The organism is Anaerosinus sp., assembly GCF_965318445.1.
In genome coordinates this window covers 96,161-115,847 of sequence record NZ_CBDNNH010000002.1, presented here as the reverse complement: position 1 = coordinate 115,847, position 19,687 = coordinate 96,161, and the positions used below count along the sequence as shown (strand labels likewise).

Below are 19,687 nucleotides of genomic sequence, written 5' to 3'. Positions count from 1 at the left end.
TGTCAACAAAACTTTTTATTTGGTAACCCTAACTTAGCAATAAGTTCCCGAAAACTTGTTACCTGTAATTTTTTTGCAGCAAGAAGTGCAACACAAGCACAGGTTCTAGCATCATCTAATGCATTATGATGCTGAAAATCAATATGAAAATAATCGCCTAAAGTCCCTAGTTTATGATTTTCTAATTCCGGCCAAACCTTTTTTGCCATACTTACTGTACAAAAATGCGAAAAATTTGGCATCGTAAGCTGATAATAAGTCAAACAACTTTTTAGCACACTCATATCGAAGCTCGCATTATGGGCAATGACATTTCTGCCTTCCAAACATGGCTTCAAATCGTTCCATATTGTTGAAAAATTAGGTTTATCTCTCACATCTGCCGGTGTAATCCCATGAATATCTATATTAATTCGATTAAACTGCATCATCGGTGGACGAATCAATGCATAGTAAGAATCATATATTTCTCCATTTTTCACTTCAACAACAGCAACACTGCACGCACTATTACGATATTGATTCGCCGTTTCAAAATCTATTGCAACAAAATTCATCATCCATTACCTTCCACAAGACAAAATTACTTAGAATATTGTACAGCATAACCTCAATCAGTGCAATCAAAAAATCATTCGTAAGCCTTTATACTACAAAAACAGGGATTTCCAAATCACGATAGCTTTGTATCATTTCTTCCCCTGCTCCTTCCCGCTTAATAATTAAATCCGGGCTTAAAGCAATGACTGAAAAGCAGTAAAACATATACTATATTTTTGTTTTCTCAATTTTCACATCCTCACAATACCTCTTCTATAGCCAAAAATGGTATTAAAATGGCAGATATCATTTAATATCTGCCATCTTATATAAAATTAGAACCTATGTGTATAAGCTAATCTATAATTACGAGGAGTAGACCAATTTTCCGAATTATTTATCGGGTTTTCACGATTTAGTAAATTATATCCGCCCAAGGTAATTGTATCATCCGGATTAATATCATATTGCATCGTTAAATTCAAGTCAATTTTGTCAGGCACTCTATGATCTTGATATTTCGTATTACCTGCATAATTATAATATGCCATTTCGCGTTTTGCTGTCACAAACCACTCCATATCAAGCGTCAATTTATCTTTTTTATAGGTAGCTCCCGCAGAAAATTGCAATCTAGCTTCATCTTGTGTCCAGTCACCATCGCCGTCCTTAGCTTCCGGATTTCCATAATAAGCACCTAAATTAAGTTGCAAATTATCATTTACTTTTTTAGTATATTCCATTTCTACTCCCGTATTTCTAAACTTATCACGATTGATTTGGATACTTGTATTCGGATCACCGCCTGGAATTACTGTATTTTCTTTTACCCATTTAAATTTATTTTTTACATCCATTTTAAAAACTGCAAGTTTAAAAGATTCCGTATCATTAATCACTTTTAACCCAGTTTCATAATTCCACCCTTCTTGCGGTTTTAATGGAAGCGCTGTAGATATGGCAGCTGATCCATAAAAAGGTGAATTCGATGCCGGAAGTTCAAACGATTTACCAACATTCACATACCAGGAAGTACTATCGTTAATTTTATAGAGTGCTTGCAATTGTGGCAAAAAGATATTTTGTGCATCATCATACTCATTTCCCTTCACAAAATGTTCTCTTGCTCCAATTGTCGTAGAAAATCTGTCATTGATTTGATTGGTATAAGAAAGGTATAATGCATAACTGTCTCTATCAAAGTCACCTGTATGAGCACCATAGTTTTGCGTATAGCTCTCACGATGTATATTAATTCCACCTACCAAGGTATCTTTTCCATCATTAATATCCCATGCTTTTTGCGTATTAAAATCAATACTACTTAAATCCGTATTCGTTGTAGCACCTTTATAGCCTCTTAGCTTATTTTTATTATAAGTAATCGTAGATTTTAATTGATTCTCCGTGTCATCATAACTCAAATTTACATTTTGTCTATTATCATAATATAAGTTTTCTTTAGTAAGCTTGGTCCAATCTTTTGTAGCATTATCATAGGAAAACTGTTTATAAGTACTATCTGTATCTGAATATGCGTAAGTCATTGTTAATTTATCATTAATATTATAATTCATAAAGATAGAGTCTCTCGTCCCTTTATCTTTTGAGGTCTTTTTCGTTGTTGTCGCAAATAGTGGATTATAATCATCGATAGAATTATAGAATTCGCGTTTATAAAAAATATTAACATCATCCGCATTTACGCCCACGGAGTAGTTTTTATTATAATTGCCCGTTTGCGCTGTTACACTTCCGCCAACTGTACCAGATTTTTTCGTAATAATATTAATGACGCCGCCCATAGCTTCTGCACCATATAAAACGGCATTTGAACCTTTTACAATTTCAACTCGATCTACTGCTTCTACTGGAATAGAGCTCATCATACTATTATAATTCATTAAGTTTACAGGACTGCCATTCACTAAAATGAGCGTGCCCTTATCCATCCCACGGATATTAATACGCGAATACATTGCGCCATAATCACCGCCACCATTTCCATATGAATAGCTATTAATCCCAGGAATGCGCTCAATTGCTTCAAAAACAGTCGCTGCACCACTATCTTTTAACTTTTGTGCGGTAATTACCGTCGTCGTTGCCGGTGTGTCTAAATCTTTTGTTTCAATACGTTGCGCCGTAACGATTACTTCATCTAATGTAAACTCATCAAGCGTTGCTGTTTTCATTTCTGTTGCTGGTTTTTCTTCCTTAACCGCAACATCCCCAGCTTCCTCCGCATGTCCTACCGCACCACTAAGCACAAAACTTGTCCCCATTAACATCGTAAGAAAAATCTTTTTGTACAAATTTCTTTCACTTCTTAACATTTACTCTTCCCCTTTTATCTTTCATCATCTATACAAAGGATAATCTATAGCCAATCTTTCATGGTCCTACAGCTTCCTCTGAAACAAAATAAAAAACCCTTTCCCATGATTGGGAAAGGGCAAAATATTACGCAGAAATATATACTAAGTATATAGCGCAATATCCCCTTCCTGTCTGTCGCAGGTCTAACGGTGATCTTACAGCGGGCAGTTCTTCTGACTTAGGTTCATCGCTTCTTCTGCCTTCCCAGAAATTCTCCAGTGACATTATAGAAGTTGCTCCCCTTACAGCGGCGGGACCGTATCGGATTCTACCGATTTCCCTATTAAGCCTTGCGGCACCCCTTGTGCAAATATGCTATTTTAAACAACGATTGTCATTATAAACTATATAGTGGTCATATAGTCAACATTTTTCTACAAAATTTTTCACATAGAAAAAGTCTCCAACCATAGAGAATATCTCTATGGTTGGAGACCCATTTTATTTAACCTATTATAATTATATTCTTATTTTTACTTAATCATCTCAATAACGTCTTTCGTCAAGTCTGTACCACCATACAGCATTTCTTCTGCTTTAACAACTTGATAGATTCCTTTTGCTTGTGCCGCTTTAGCAATTGCTTGATTTATCTTCGTTTGAATCGGTTCCATGACTTCCAATTGTTTTTTCGCCAAAGCTTGGTTCAATTCTTTTTCTAATGCCATCTTTTCCGCATCATTTAACGTTGCCGCCTTAGAATGATATTCTTGCTGCGATTTTTGCTGTTCTTGCTGTAGCGTCATCTCTGCTTTATTTATATTAGGATATGCAGCAAAAACCGCCTACAAGTTAACATATCCAAGACTTTCCGCTGCTTCTGCTTTAGAAATCCCACCATTTGCAAGTCCAAATAAACAAACTACAGAAACCATAACCGCTAAAAATATTTTTTTCATCTTAAAACGCTCCTTAATATACATTATAAATTCTATTTTTTATGTAAACTATTATTATTCTGCCCAAATTTTCTGCATAATCTTAGGATAAGCATCCTTTAAATGTTTTACTATCATATCTAGCATCAGATGAACCATATTACTATCAAATGTTTCCTCAACAAATGGGAGGCAAACATCAAGATATAAATTATAATCTGTGCCTATATAGTATTTAAAAATTTTAAAGTCTCTATTGATTTCATTTATAAATTCAACTATTTCCCCTTGTTTTTTCTCATCAATACCGGTAAATATTTGTGTTCGAATAAGCGTAAAAATACTTTCGTCAATAATAATACCCATTGGTAACATCTGACTATTCACTTCTATGCGCGATCTGAAAACAACACTCTTCAATTCATCGTTCATCACTTCTACATTGAACACATGAATTTCATTTTTTTCTAAAAATTTTTGAAAGTTTTCTGCTTTCTCATTCATTTGGTCACTCGTTTTTTTGATTTCTTCTTGTACTGCTTCTACCATGAATATCACTCCTAAATTTTATTTTGACAGAGGCTAAATATAGCCCCTGTCTATATTTATTGCAAATTAGAAACTCCAACGTAAACCAGCATCAATACGCCAGTCAGTTTTTATGTCGCCACCTATTGATTTCTCGAAATTACCATAGGCATAAAGTTTATCATTGAGTTGAGAAGTTCCGCCTAACATGAATGTTACCCAGCTGTCTTTAAAATCTTGCTTTGTACTTTTTGGCATATTATCAGCATCATAATACGTATTCATATCGCCACAGAATTCATGACTATATGATAATTGTGCGTAAACACTGCTTTTCTCCATTTCTCTACCAAATGCTATCCCAATACGTCCTATCAAACTATTCATACTACTTTGATTTACATTCATCGTCTTATACTTGCCATTGACATCCATGAAATCACTCGTCGCATCATAATCACTTCCATTAAGATGCCCATACGTAAATTCTAACTGTGGTTCATAATAAAAACCATTATCTTGCTTAATTCGACGACCGTACTCTGCACTAATAGAGGTTCCCCAAGTATCATAATCTCCTTCTACCTGATGTCCATCAGCATTGAATACCGTATAATCATTAGTCAGTTTCGTTCCTTTCAAGATCAAATCGGCATAATGTCCTTTTTCTCCATTCCATGTTCCATAAAGTGCAATACTCTTAGACTTGTCATCACCACTACCTCCATATTGATAGCTGCTGTCACCTTCCATAATGCTTATCGCAGTACCAACACGCCAATTTCCATCGACTTCTTTATCGTAGCCAACTTGAACAGTATTATAATTTGCTTTATAATCGGTTTTATTTTTATCACTACTAGATTTTCCTCTATAAATACGTGCCCATGCTCCAACATCTCCGGATGATAACCGTAAATCCCCCATACGTTTCATGAGATTGTTATTTTCAGTGCGCCATCCCATAGCAGCTGATGTCATCGCAGATTTTACTCCACTCATCACCGCAGTTTCATAATCACCATAAGTGATAGTTCCACTTGAACCATTATTAAACGTAATTTTATCTATTATATTGCTATCAGTCCCATTTTTAAATAATATCTCTGCTTTTGCTGATGGTGCAGTAATGCTTTCATTAACAGTTGCCATACCAGTCAAATTACTTACTCGTCCATCTTCATTAATTACGCCATTATATTGCACTTTGTTAGCCAAGCTGTTTAACGTTTTTTCCCATGAAGTATTATCCAATGCATTTACATTATTATTATCAGTAGAAATCGTAATACTGTTATTACTCGAACCTGCTTTTAGTCCATTAATTACAAAATTACCCTGATTATCATTAATCATTAAATTTCCATCAGCATATGTACTAGCATATTTTACATTCATATTACCACTAAAGGTATGAGCAGTAATCGTATGACCAGACTTTTGTTCAATGATTCCTTCATGACCTTTACTTCCTCCAACAAGGTCACTTACATTAGCATCTTTATCTGCATTAAACCTCCATATTGCACCATCTACTAAAGAAAGTTTAGTTATTGGTTCTGCTGATACATCACGCATCATCGAAAAAGTTCTCTGAATAGATCCTGTTTCAATACCACCTTCTAGAACCGATCCCTTTCCTAAACTAATGTCTACATTACCACTTGTATTTCTTATTGTACCTTTAATTACAGAATCTTCCCCTGGAACAATCGCTATACTTCCACCATGATTTTCAATGTCGCCTGTGATATTCACACGTTTATTCGTTGTATCAAGTTTTATTTGACCACCTGCCTCGGCTAGCAGTGCTGTTTTATTAACTGCATTAATCGTGGTATCACCTTTTATTTCAACCGTGCCGGCAGAAGCCCAAACTGCTTGTGCATTATTTTCATCTACAGTAATATCAGCATCACCATTAATTGTAACTTTCCCATTATCCTTTGCTAAAATTCCATTCCCATTTTTCGCATGAACTGAAATATTATTTATGATACTTACATTTCCCTGGTCGCTATAGATCCCACTACTTTCATTGCTACCGGATGTATGAATTGTCACGTTGCTCGCATTTACATTTATATTGCTATTTTCAGCCGTAGCAGCTATACCATAAGATTTATTTGCTGTTCCATTCGCATCTAATACAATATTTTTACCTTCAGCATTAATTATAGTGTCTTTATTATTACTATATACTGCTGCGGTAACACCGTCAGCCACTTGTTTAGTATCGTCAACATCGACTTTAGTATCTTTCGTAAACGTATATGTCCTTCCAGTATCATCCATTACATCCTTGTACTCATCATTAGCGTTATCCTTCCCAATTGGCGTATTAAATTCACTTGGTATTACCGGTGGAATAGGCGGAGTCGGTGGCGTAATTTGATGTTCATAACTTCCCTCACCGGTTGTTTCACTGAATTTAATTTCACTATTCTTTATCGCCGAAGATGAAGTCATGCCTTCTGCAATACCGACATACCCTTTCAAATTTTCTTCTGCTTTGCCTATATAGCCCGTATAAATTAATTTCTTTGCCAAATTATCTAATACTGTATTCAGCGTTTCTTTTTCTGCATCGGTTGCACTCGTTGCTGTATTAACACCGTTGTTTCCTGTCCACAACGTCATTGTCGAATCAGGTGCTGCCGATTTTACAGTAATCGAACCACCAATTAGCTCTGTCGGAGATGCTATATTATGATCATACCAAGCTAAGGTATTTCCACTATAATTATCTATTACCACATTAGCCGTAGCATCTTGCGTCATTTGAATATAGCCAATCTTATTTTTGTCTTTAGCACCAGTTAAATATTGGACTTTGCTAGGATTTTCTGTCTTATTATTATTTTTCCAAATAGCTTGATCGCTTAGACTTAAATTGAAATTATCACCAACGTTATATCCTTCCCAAGTTGATCCGCTAGACATATCAACATTCATTGTTCCTTTCGTATATCCTGTCCAGTTTGCACCATTGGTCATAAACAAATTCACATTCCCCAACTGTCCCTGTGTTACACCATATCCCGTTACATCTGTGTAATCACCTTTCCAATAGGAGTCTGACGTACTTAATCCAATGCTCACTCTACCTTTCGTTCCCATTCCACCATTTGTTACAATCGCACCTTCAATCGTAGTCTTGTTCTTGCCTGCTCCAATGATATTTCCCTGTTCATCTTTCGCTACATTGATGTTTACAGTGCCGTAATTATTCGAAACAAATTCTCCATAAGCACGAATTGCACACCAAGCACCGTTAACGGCTTTGATACTACCTCCACCAATTTCAATCGTCGATGCAACTGCACTGATGCCTTCATTTGCCCCTTTTCCATTTTTCGCATCACCATTACCGTCTGCTACTACATCTACAAGCCCATCAATAATAATACTTGATTCTTTGCCGCCGACTCCATTCATAGATTTAATTACTGCACCGTTCGCGATACTTGTAGTATTTGCTCTTACCGTCAATACTTTATCTTCTAGGTTTTCTCCCCCATTATGTATGACTATATGACCACCGCCATTGGTATATAATGCAGCAGTCTGCCCACCACCCGTACTTTCGGTATTTATTGTTATTTTACCGGCATGATCAATTTCTACTTTTCCATCGCCAATTGCCGTTATCCCCGTCGTATGTGTATCGGTAGTTGTATTAATTATTAAATCTTTATTATTCATGTCAAGTAGCACTGATGTAGCTTCAGTACTTCCGGATATTGCCGAACTAATCTTAGGCATCCAAGCTCCGGCAGCAATGAGGTTTTTCTCCGCATTGATTGTTGTATCTTTAGTAAAACTATACGTTCCGTTTTCTTTTAAAACACCACTATCCACATATTCGCTATTTGTTTCTTTATTTCCGGTAATCGCCCTCGTAAATTCTGTTTCAGTCTGATTATCAGGAATCACAGGTACTTTATATTCCCCTTGCCCCGTCGTTTCGTTAAATGTCATATCAACTAACTTGAGTGCTTTTGCCGATGAAGTAAGCCCTTCCGTGATTTCAGCTTGACCAATAAGATTTCTTTCTCCGCTTATATATGCGTTATAATATAGCTTATTCGCCAATGCATTTAATACTGCGTTACTATTTTCATTCGTTACTCCTGCATTATCGGTACTAAAAATAATTCCACTATCCGTTGCTGCATGATTAATTTTTATGTTCCCGCCAATCATCGTTGTCGGCGTAGTCAACTCATGTTCATAAAAGACTTTCGTATTACCGCTATAATTGTCAACCATAATATCACGATTATCTTTTTGGAATATCAAACCAGTATGATCTTTATCAGTACCGCCCGTTAACTTTGTTACCTTACTACCACTGAAAGTAGCCTCATTGTTTGTTTGTTGTTTAACACTTGATTGTTGCTGATTTGTCCATGTAGCGCCATTTTGAAGGTATAAGTTGAAATCTCCTGCATCATGTGCAGTAAATCCGCCAGTACCATAATCACTTTTATCAATAGAATACCCTGCAACACCTGTCCAAAAAGATTGGTTATCAGTAAGTGCTAAATTTAGATTACCGTTCTTCGTAAAATCAACAAGTTCTCCACCACTGTATTCTACTACTCTTTTACCGTATTCTTTGTTGACAAAGACATCACCATTTATTTTAGTCGTTGTATTTCCGGCATTTTGACCGTTCATATTCACACTAACAGTACCTTTATCTACGCGAATTGCATAAAACAGTTTTGATTTATCAGCATCCTCTGCCGCAGTAATCGTTCCACCCTTAACGGAAATTGATGAATCTGCGCCAACAGTATTAAGACCATTTCCTCTTATCCCAGTAATATCAACGATATCATTTACCGTAACAGTCGAATTGTCCCCCGTCACTCGAATTCCCGCAGCATTGATCCCATTCCCTCGTTCTCGTTTTGCTGTTATATTTTTCATCGTTAATGGACCATCAATCTTGATATCACTATTTTGCCCCTGGATATGAATTCCTGTTACACTATCCCCATTCGTTGATACGCCATCGATATCTACCGCACCTGAAATAGCTAAATGAGAATTCCCATCTAACTGAATCCCCATTGCACCGCGGGTATCATTAATCGTCGAACTGATAGATAATTTTTTAGTAGCATCATTGTTTTTTACATTGATATAATCATTTGCACTAACAAACATACCAGCTGCAATCTTGTCAGGGCTTTCTGATTTCAACGTTAAATTATGTCCTGCCATATCAATAACCATTGGATTTTGTTTTGATGTACTTTCACTGCCATTAAACAATGCACTTACATATTTATCACCATACGCGTTTGCCACTGTGGCTATAGCTTCATAATCATCAGTTAATGTCATACTTTTTGTAATAGGATCAGTTTTAGGTGCATCTACAGCTTGCGTATATTCATATTGTCCTTGACCATCTGTTTTATACGCTATAGATCCAGATTTTTTCCTTGCGGAAGCAGACGTTAACCCTTCAGCAATCTCTACCATACCGCTAAGATTTTTTTCTCCATTTGCATAGGCAGTATAGTACAATTTATTTGCTAAAGCATTTAACGTTTCACTTACCAGATTTTTGTCATTTGCTTTATCAGAATCAGTATTTAATCCTACATTATCCGTGCGCAATGTGATAAAGCTATCGCCTAACGCACTATTTATCGTCAAATTTCCACCAATGATATTGGTCGGTGTTGTCTTGTCATGCCCATATAAAACAGTAGTATATCCGCTATACTTATCAATTGTAATCGGGTTGCTGTCTTTTTGAGAAATTACACCCTGATTTTGTTTTGTTTTTCCACCCGATACTGTATTGACATGACTGCCATTAAAAGTAGCTGATTTTGAATTAAGCGTATTTTCCCATGTAGCACCCTTTTCTAAAAATAAATTAATAGCGCCACCGTTCGTATTACTAACAACGCCCGCAAACAAGGAATTACTACTACCTAATCCGAGATTGATTGTCCCTTTATCTAAAGCATAAATTTGTCCTTTGACAGTTACATCCTTCCCGTTTGCAATTCCTTGATCCGTCATTCCCATATTAAAAGTACCTGCTGCAATACCAACCGCTTTAAATTCATCGGTTGTACTTTCAGGTGTGATAATACTTCCATTATCAATCGTTATTTTATTGTTCTTGCTCCCTCGCATATCGACTCCGGTACCTTTAACGGCAATATCAGCTTTTCCGGTAATCTTTACTTCCCCACCGTCAGTACTGTTATCGCACATATAAAGGCCTTTAGCTTGATATACCTTTGTTCCATACCCACCTTTTTGAGCAGCTAAAACCCCATAGGCTAAATCTCCTTCACCATTTCCTTTCATATTTAGGTCACCATTAATCGTGAGCTTAGAGCCGCCGTTATAAAGATAAATTCCATCTGCATCACCATCAGTAGAATTTTTGACTGTCATAGCAACATTTCCATTGATTACAGCCTGACCGCCATTTTGGACAAAAATCCCTACAGCCGTTTTTCCTGCAGCAGTAGCTTTAATGTTCAAATTATTAGCCTGTACATTTACGTTTTTATTTGTATATACACCGATTGCTTGACTGGTTCCCGTTGTGCTTACACAATCCAAATCCAGAGATTTTCCCTCCGCAGCAACGGTAATGTCATTTCCATTGCCTAAAATTCCAACGACTGCCGGATAATAGCCAATATTGCTCGCCGTTACATTTTGATCATCCACGGTAATCGTACTATCTTTCGTAAGACGATATTCCTCTTGTCCCGTCCCATTTTTTTGAACCACGCCGCCATTTACATATTGGATATCATTATCCTTAAGTCCGGTCAAAGTTGTCGTAAAGGATGTAGTAACCTGTTCTGTAGGGATTGATGGAGTACTCGCACTTTGATAACTCCCTTCTCCTGTTATTTCACTAAATGCGATATCCCCACTTTTTAACGCCGATGAAGATGTCATTCCTTCCGCGATACCAACTGTTCCTTTTAAATTATTTTCAACCTTACCTTTATACCCTTCATAAACCAGTTTTTTTGCAAGATTATCCAATACGGTATTTAAAATTGTTTTTTCATTATCTGTAGCACTATCTGCTGTATTAACCCCATTATTTCCTGTCCATAAAGTCATCGTAGAATCTAAATCTGCCGATTTTATATGAATAGCCCCACCAATTATTTCAGTTGGAGATGATGTATTATGATCATACCAAGCCAAAGTATTTCCGCTATACCTATCGATCGTAATCGGGTTGCTGTCTTTTTGATAAATCAAACCGCGATTTTGTGGTGTGTTTCCACCTGTAAGACGACTTACATGACTAAGCTGCCCTGCGCCTATATCTTCATTATCATCTGCATAACGATTATTCTGTTTTGTATTATACCAAGTGGCACCATTTTGCAAATATAGATTTGCTGTACCACCATTATCAATGATTCCATTTAAATAAGAATTTTTATCTGTTAATGCAAGATTTATTGTACCGGTATTTAGTGTAAATAAATCACCATCGAGTTTAACCGTATTACTCCCTACTGTTTTTCCATCTAGTCCCGTATTCATATTGATGGTACCGAGATAAGATGATAATGCATAGTATCCATATTGAGTAGCTAACGGAGTCACAATCTTTCCGCCATTGATACTAACCTTACTATCTTTCGCATTTGTCGTAACACCATTTCCGTATACAGCAAAATCGACATTACCATCAATTACGACTTCACTTTTATCAACAGCCGTTAAAATACCTGCATTATTAAATCGCGAATAAACATTTTCAGAATTTACAGGTATTCCCCATACCGTATTATCTGCACCTAAAATGCTCACATCTCCATGAATGATAACCTTTGAACTATCATTTGCTTCATTACTTTTCTCGCCCCAGCGATCCGTTTTTTGTATTGCAATTCCGTTTCCACCCAGACCGCCACTCATCGAAATATTTACCGGAGCATTGATTTCAATTATACTCGTTTTATCTTTACTGGCATCATTCCAAACAGCATTGGTTAGACTATTTCCACCTTCATATCCACTTGTAATAATATTTAAATTTCCGGCGTTAATGCTCACATTTTTACCATTTCCCGCAAAAATCCCCACCGGAGTTCCAATATAATTTTTAGCTTGCAATTGCAATGTATTTGCACTAGCGTCAATTACAATATCGTTGCCATCATTTGCATAGATATCTGCTAAAATATTGTTATCTAAATTCCCCCCTGCTTTTTCGAGTCCCAAGTTTATTGTTTTATCCGCATCAAAATGATAATGACTGTTATCATTTGTTACTGCATTATACTGTATATCATCTGCTGTCCCTGTAATGCTACTTTTATAGTCACCGCTATTACTCGTTGCATTCAAATTTATTATTTTATTCAATGTTTGTGACGATTGGGTCAATCCTTCATCTGCCATGAATTTTAATTGAGCAAGCTTGCCATTTACAGTATCAGTAGGTATGATTTCAACTGAATTGAACAGAGAATATTGCTCATCGGTAGAAAAATCTTTCGCATTCCAAACAATCGGCTTAGTACTGCCATCGGTATATACCTGTAATTTATCGCCGGCTTCCAGCCATAGCCGTTTAGTATAATACTCCGCATCCAGCTTACCAAACCAACCTTCATACTGACCATTAACAATTTCTTCCCAATTTTTCGGATTTTCCGACAGCAAATTAGATACAGTCGTCTTATAAACATGCGCATCCATTCCACTGCCTGCTGCAGCTAAATTATAGGTCATTACGTAAGCTGTGCCATTCGGCAAAATTTTTAAGTTTCTAAAATCACACTTAACATTTTCCGGTTTTTTTATGGCCTGGGATGTTGTATTTAATTGTCCATTAGAAATTTTGACAACATCAATTCTTGATTCCGCATTACCAGATCCATAATTTTGCTTTCCGCCAATAAATGGAACAAACACTGAATCATTATAAAAACTTAATCGTACCTGATCCGCATTTTTACCTACTCTAGAATAACTATTAAACTCTAAACTTCCATTATCTTTAATATTAAATTGCAATAAATATCCATTGTCATAATTGTCATAGCCCCCTTCCAAATTAACACTTGCAACTAAGTAAAGTTTATCGCCCCGTACTGCAATGCCTTCACCATGCACCGTAGTCTTTTCACCATAACCAGCACTACAATTTTCATTAATGCAATTCTTTAAATTAACAGCTAAACTCGGTTGGTCTTTTAAAGAGCTTTCTGCAATTTCTGCTACACCAATTTGACCTAAATCATATCCTGCCGCAAATAAATATTTTCCATTAGAGGCAGCTGCATGCATATTGGCAACTGCTTTTATCACTCCAGTCTGATCAGGGTTATTCCAATCTCCGTTTACATCCAATACACGATTGGGTTTTAACTCAGTCGTACTGTAAGTATATTGTCTCAAAATCAGTTTACTTTCACCATTTTCATTAATTGCATATAAACCGGCATCCCCATTTAACCCTTTAATAACGCCTGCTGATGGATCTGAATCAACATGCGTAGTTACTCTTGACCCCGTGACTTTTCCTACTTGACTATTTGTGTAATCCGAAGAAGCAACTGCCGCTAAATCTGCAGCAAAAACATTGCCAGTCATTAAGCATCCACCTAAAATCATCGCTAAAAGTCTAGCATACTTCTTTTTCGTTATAGAATTTTTCTTTTTTCTTAACACTATTTTTTTCATAAATCCTAAAACACTCCTCTCATTTAAAATTCATATTTAACGGTTGCATAGTAAGTTCTTCCTTGTAAAGGAAACTCTGCATTGATATACCCATCTTCAGTAAAGGCAATAGGACTATAGATTTTTTGTTTAGGTCCTTTATTAAAGATGTCATTACAACCGATATTAATTTGCCAATCTCTCTCTGGTTTCCATTTAACGCCTGCGTTGATTACGGTTAAAGAGCTCACTGGTTTTCCCGACAAATAAGCATAGTTGCCACCACGAGAATCTCGACTAGTACTAGTAAAATATTCATCTGTATAATGCAATTCACTAAAAATAGATATTTTATTATTTGGTGTATAAGTTAAACGCAAGCTACTTTCCCATTCCGGCTGATAAGTCATCCATATATCGGTATATGGATAATGAACTGCTGTATTTTTTTTCTGCGCATGCACTTTAGTATAAGTGGTACGTAAATCTAAAGAGTATTTATTCCACTTAAATTGGCTTTCTAACTCAATGCCATGCACTTTGGCTCGGCTATCATTAAAATAAGACCAATAATCAAGACCTGCACGCACCAATTGAAGCATATTATCTGAATCACGCCAAAAATAAGTTAATGTAGTATTATTGTCTGCCCCCAAGGTTTTACCGTTCCATAAAGCACTAATATCAAACTGCTTTCCTTCTTCCGGCAATGGAAAAATTGAACTACTTCCATCTCGTGACGCCGGCAAAATTCCAGCACCATCACCGGCAATTTCATACATATTAAGCAGTCTATAATAAGTACCACCTGTCATGCGAAGACTAAAGCTATCATTAAAATCTTTTTTCAACGCTAATTGCCAAGTAGATTTGCCATCCGTCTGACTATCTTCTTGATGTAACCAATGAAATTTATTACTTTGATTTACCGGAAAACGTTTTCCATCACTAAACCCAGTAATTTTTGATTGATTATAACGAATACTTGGAGTCAATATGAATGTACCTTCTTTATCCAATGTAATCGCATCTTGTATCTGCACATTAAATAAATCTTGCTCATATCTGTTACGAGTTTGTCCTAATATATTTCCTATAACATCATCACCAAGAACTTTATCTAATAACGAACCTTTAATGTTTAACTTTTCATGAGAAAAGTTAAACTGATATTCTAACATCTGGTTATCATTAATTTGATAATTTCCATCAAGCTGTACATTATATTTATCAGATTGATAATGACTCCACTCTCTTAGCGGAATATTATTCCACCTAAAGTTATTAGGATAATCTAACATATGTTCCGTCTTATATTTTTTATCTTGATGAAGATAGTCGATCATCCAGCCCCATTCCAACTTTTTATATTGCGCCCTATTTTGTAAAAGGATTTCACTATTCTCAAGATCCTGTTTACGACTTGACGCATAAAAAATATCTTTTGTATCTACTAATGCATTCGTGGCTGCATCGTTAACACTATCTCCCCATAAACTATCAGGTAAATGTCTTTGCAGTTTGTTCCAGCTTCCTTTAATCACAAAGTTATCGTCCTGCCATTTGATAATAGCGCTATCTTTTTTATAATCGTTATATCTGCGGTATCTTTCTTTATCCTGCAATGCCTTAAGTTTCTTTTTCGCCGCTTCTAAGTCTTCTTTCGAACTTGCTAATGACGTACTTTTATCCGGATCAACAATAGTTGTCCATTCATCAATAATTTTAGGCGTTGTATTTTGCACATATGTATCAATAATTTGATTCTTTACATTATCATTTATAATCCCTGTTTCACTACCATGGTGATTCCAGTCCTCACCGGCATAATCCCACCAATTCGTCCATCCAGTTTCAGGATATCCCTCAGCAATATATTTATCTTTGATGCCCATGTCAATCATCGTTTGCCTAAAAGTACTCATATCAGACTTTTGTGCTACATTTCTTGCATTATCTTCTATCGCATGACTTAAGCTATTGTCACCTGTGTTTCTAATAAATTCTACCCACGCATCAGGATTGGCTTTGTAGTAATCTTTATCTGTATCACTCATAGAAATAAGCGGTTTGCGTCCGCTTGTTAACATATCTATCATTTTGGGATTAAAATCATTTACGTCTTCTTGCAACGAATTTATGCTTAACTGAGCATCCGATATATTTCTTCCAGCTGCATAATTTTCATATTTAAATTTTTGATCACTGTCATCATGGTTAATTCCAATCAGCAAACTACCACTACCTAATGGATTGGTTATTTCCAAAGCTGCCCTTGTACCACCATAAGAGGATTTGCCAACTTCTGCCGATATATTTGCCTTGGTGGGTTTCTTCGTTACTATATTGATAACACCACCCATAAAAGTTCCAGCAAAACGAGTTGGTATATAACCACGATATACTTCTATCCGCTCAACATTATCAACGGGAATTGTAGATATATCAACAGCTGCATCTCCACCTAAATTTGATAAAACCCCATCTAGAAAAACCCCAACTTGCGCCGCTGTTGAACCTCTAACTGTTACAGTCGTATACTGACCTTTCCCATTTACTTCACGCACATGTACTCCTGGAACCTTTTTTAAGAGTTCCGGCAATGTTTTCTGCTCACCTTTGTAATCGTCAGGACGAATCACAGTTACTGTGCCTGGAGATAATTTTGACTCCCAATCTGGGCGCTTTGCTTCAACAGTAACAGTATCTAACGTATACTGGTCTAGTTCATTCTCTGTATTTGATATTTTTTCAATATCTTTCTCTGCTTCATCAGCCCATACCACCCCAGCCGGTGTAGCAAAGCCCAAGGCTAACGTACAAACTACGCACGCTGCTATATTTTGATAGCGGCGCTTTTTTTTCGTTTTGATTTGATATAACCATTTACTATCCATCTTCTTCAATCTCATCCCTACTTATAAAATTCAATAAAAAAACTTCTGCCATGTTTGACAGAAGTGATATGAATGCATAGGAAATAAACCTATGCTTCATAATCCCCTTCCCATCGCTCGCAGGTCTAACAGTGATTGTTAAATAGGCAGTTCTTCTGGCTCCAGATCATTGCTTGGCTACGCCTTCCCAAGATTTCTCCCAGTGACATTCATATAGCCTTACTCCCTGTTACAGCGGCGGGACCGCACCGGTTTTTCACCGGACTTCCCTATTAAGTCTTTCGACACCCATTTCTTCGTTATATATTTTTTACGGACAAAATTTCACATTTTAAATCCTACTAGAACCCCTATCTGATACCATCATGTTTTAATTTAATGTCTCTGGATTTAAAAATAAAAAAATCTTCCACCTACGATAGACAGAAGACTTTGGAATCCAAAACAATATCAACATAAAAATATCATATCAACAAATTTCAGAAATCCCCTTCCCATCGCTCGCAGGTCTAACAGTGATTGTTAAATAGGCAGTTCTTCTGGCTCCAGATCATCGCTTGGCTACGCCTTCCCAAGATTTCTCCCAGTGACATTCATGTAGCCTTACTCCCTGTTACAGCGGCGGGACCGCACCGGTTTTTCACCGGACTTCCCTATTAAGTCTTTCGACACCCATTCCATCTTTATTCATTTTTGTATTACTTTTCATTTTCTTACAAAATAAGAGTATACTCCTTTTGTTTTTATTTAGCAACATTATCTGTAGATTTTTTTATCATTCATCTTATCTTTTATAAAAATACTTCTTTCATTCCCCAATATAGTCATTTTATTTACAATAAGTTTCTAATTCTTTTGTCATTTCATACCTATTAATTTTGTGCACATTTCCTGACAAAATCGTACATCGTATCTGCAAAAGTTTTCACTGGCACAGGAACAAAACTTACTGCTTTCGTTTGCTCCGCGATAAGCACTCCTTTGGAGCTATACAATTTTAAATTTTTCACTGCATACATTCTTTTACGAAGCTGAAAAATCATCTGCATCTCACTATAAGCTATGCTATCTTCTCCCTCCATTTTTTTTTGATATTGTTCATTTAGCTTTTTAATCACCGCTTTATCCTTATAGATTGCTTTTATAGTAACATGCACTTGATCTTTATCTGCGCTGTCTGGTTGAATCGACTTCACTTCGAAAAAATATTGCGCCAATTCATTTTGAAATACCTCTGTCCAGCGCATTGCTTCTATCTCCTCTGGTGTAAGCTTTTCCTTCACGCTAATTTCCCAATCTATTGCTGAATCTTTATTTTCTTCCATTGCAAAACCTACAGAAAAAAACATGTTACATAACAGAGTAAAAGCACCCACTAGAAACCATTTTTTCATCACTATTCCTCTTGGCTTTCTCATTTAAATATAAAGTTAGACCTAGACACTAAAAAGCCTAGGTCTAACTTTTCCCTAACACTTTTCAACACTCTATATCAAACGCACACACTCTTTGTTTTTTACATTTTTCTGCTAATTCACATGCTTCACGCGCTAAGCGAATATGTGAAGCAAGGGATTTAGATGCTGTTGGTGCAGAAACGCCTGCAGCTTTCAGCTTTCCTGCCCCAGCCACATCTGGTGCAATAAAGCAAGCTGAGTTCAAATTACCACCATCAAAATCGCTCATGTCGGTAATACTGAATGCTTTGCTTGCTGTAACTGTTGTAGTTGGCGTTCCATCAAAAACATCAATTGGCGTTCCTTTAACAAACCACAAGCGATAACCATCCGCATGAATTCCCCATAGATACCCCATAGAATTTACATCAATAATCTTTGTCCAAGTACTTGGCGTTGTTAAATTTGCCAGTGTCGTATGATAAACACCACCAACTAAATTTCCATAACTTGCATCATAATGACCTAAGAATAAGTACACATGGTTATCATTCACAATAGAAATATCACGAAAATCACCATTCGTCGTCGGACTGTCAATCGTCACATGCGTAACTCCGGCTTGGGTAAATTTACCTAAATCAATAATACTCAGCTTTGTTTCCGCATTGCCGCTACCCGCATTCTGCATACCGCCTAATGAGCAAACATAGAGCTTATTATTATATAAATCCAGCGTAAAGGAATTTTTCCCAGCCGTAACATAGCTATCAAAAGTTAGTTCCCCCAAATCGGTATCAATATTAAACTTTGCTACAATGCTGTCATAATAAGTTCCGTATCCACTGCCTTTATTGACATAAAACAATGCATACAGCGAAGTACCAACTACAACCATAGCTTCACCATGAAAAACACCATCCGCATAGGGATTCGTAAAATTCGTAAAACTTGTTGGGAAACTATATTCAAAGTCTTGACTATAGTCGGTCCCCATGTTCACAACCGCGATTTTTGATAAATCATATCCTGTTGCATATAGCCAACTACTGCTATAATTTGCTACACCGTGCAAATTTGCCACCGCTGACCAAGTTGGCGTAGCTAAAGGAGCTTGCCAATTGCCCTGTGGTGCAATAATTTGATTTGCTCTTAAGTCCGTAGTGCTATACGTATATTGACGTAAAACCAACCGACTGCTATTTCCTTCAAAAAAATTAAAGAATGCTGGATCACCATTTAAACCTGACCCAATTTTATTCTTTACTGCTGTAAATGCGGTTGCTGAAGCTGCCGTTCTGTCACCGTGAATTGCTCCAGCCGTTCCTGTAGAATATCCTGCATCCGTTGCTGTGTACGCAAATAAATTTTCACTCAT

The 19,687-nt window shown here is 36.5% G+C and carries 8 protein-coding genes and 3 riboswitches; all 8 genes read right to left on the bottom strand.

Annotated features, from left to right (window positions below; genetic code table 11):
* Positions 1-2: 2 nt before the first annotated feature.
* The 8 genes from ACWZFG_RS00800 to ACWZFG_RS00765 all read right to left on the bottom strand — a co-directional run bounded on the left by ACWZFG_RS00800 (position 3) and on the right by ACWZFG_RS00765 (position 19,687).
* Positions 3-560, bottom strand: coding sequence for a 3'-5' exonuclease (locus ACWZFG_RS00800; protein ID WP_455576909.1), 558 nt, complete (start codon positions 558-560; stop codon positions 3-5).
* Positions 561-875: 315 nt separating this feature from the next.
* Positions 876-2,876 (bottom strand): TonB-dependent receptor plug domain-containing protein, encoded by a 2,001-nt coding sequence (locus ACWZFG_RS00795; RefSeq protein ID WP_455576908.1) that lies wholly within the window; start codon positions 2,874-2,876, stop codon positions 876-878.
* 189 nt (positions 2,877-3,065) lie between these two features.
* Positions 3,066-3,237, bottom strand: a riboswitch (cobalamin riboswitch).
* A 155-nt stretch (positions 3,238-3,392) separates the two neighbouring features.
* Positions 3,393-3,665, bottom strand: a complete 273-nt coding sequence (locus ACWZFG_RS00790; protein ID WP_455576907.1) for an OmpH family outer membrane protein — start codon at positions 3,663-3,665, stop codon at positions 3,393-3,395.
* Positions 3,666-3,872: 207 nt separating this feature from the next.
* On the bottom strand, positions 3,873-4,346 hold the full coding sequence (locus ACWZFG_RS00785; protein ID WP_147667692.1) for a YbjN domain-containing protein: 474 nt from the start codon (positions 4,344-4,346) through the stop codon (positions 3,873-3,875).
* 66 nt (positions 4,347-4,412) lie between these two features.
* Positions 4,413-14,036 carry an autotransporter outer membrane beta-barrel domain-containing protein gene (locus tag ACWZFG_RS00780; RefSeq protein WP_455576906.1) on the bottom strand — a complete coding sequence of 3,208 codons (9,624 nt, stop codon included), beginning with the start codon at positions 14,034-14,036 and terminating at the stop codon, positions 4,413-4,415.
* A gap of 23 nt (positions 14,037-14,059) precedes the next feature.
* Positions 14,060-16,927, bottom strand: a complete 2,868-nt coding sequence (locus ACWZFG_RS00775) for a TonB-dependent receptor (protein ID WP_455576905.1) — start codon at positions 16,925-16,927, stop codon at positions 14,060-14,062.
* A gap of 113 nt (positions 16,928-17,040) precedes the next feature.
* A riboswitch (cobalamin riboswitch) is annotated at positions 17,041-17,219 on the bottom strand.
* A 205-nt stretch (positions 17,220-17,424) separates the two neighbouring features.
* Positions 17,425-17,603, bottom strand: a riboswitch (cobalamin riboswitch).
* Between the two features lie 181 nt (positions 17,604-17,784).
* Complete coding sequence (locus ACWZFG_RS00770) at positions 17,785-18,306, bottom strand: hypothetical protein (protein ID WP_455576904.1); 522 nt, start codon at positions 18,304-18,306, stop codon at positions 17,785-17,787.
* An 85-nt stretch (positions 18,307-18,391) separates the two neighbouring features.
* Positions 18,392-19,687, bottom strand: coding sequence for a hypothetical protein (locus ACWZFG_RS00765; protein ID WP_455576903.1), 1,296 nt, complete (start codon positions 19,685-19,687; stop codon positions 18,392-18,394).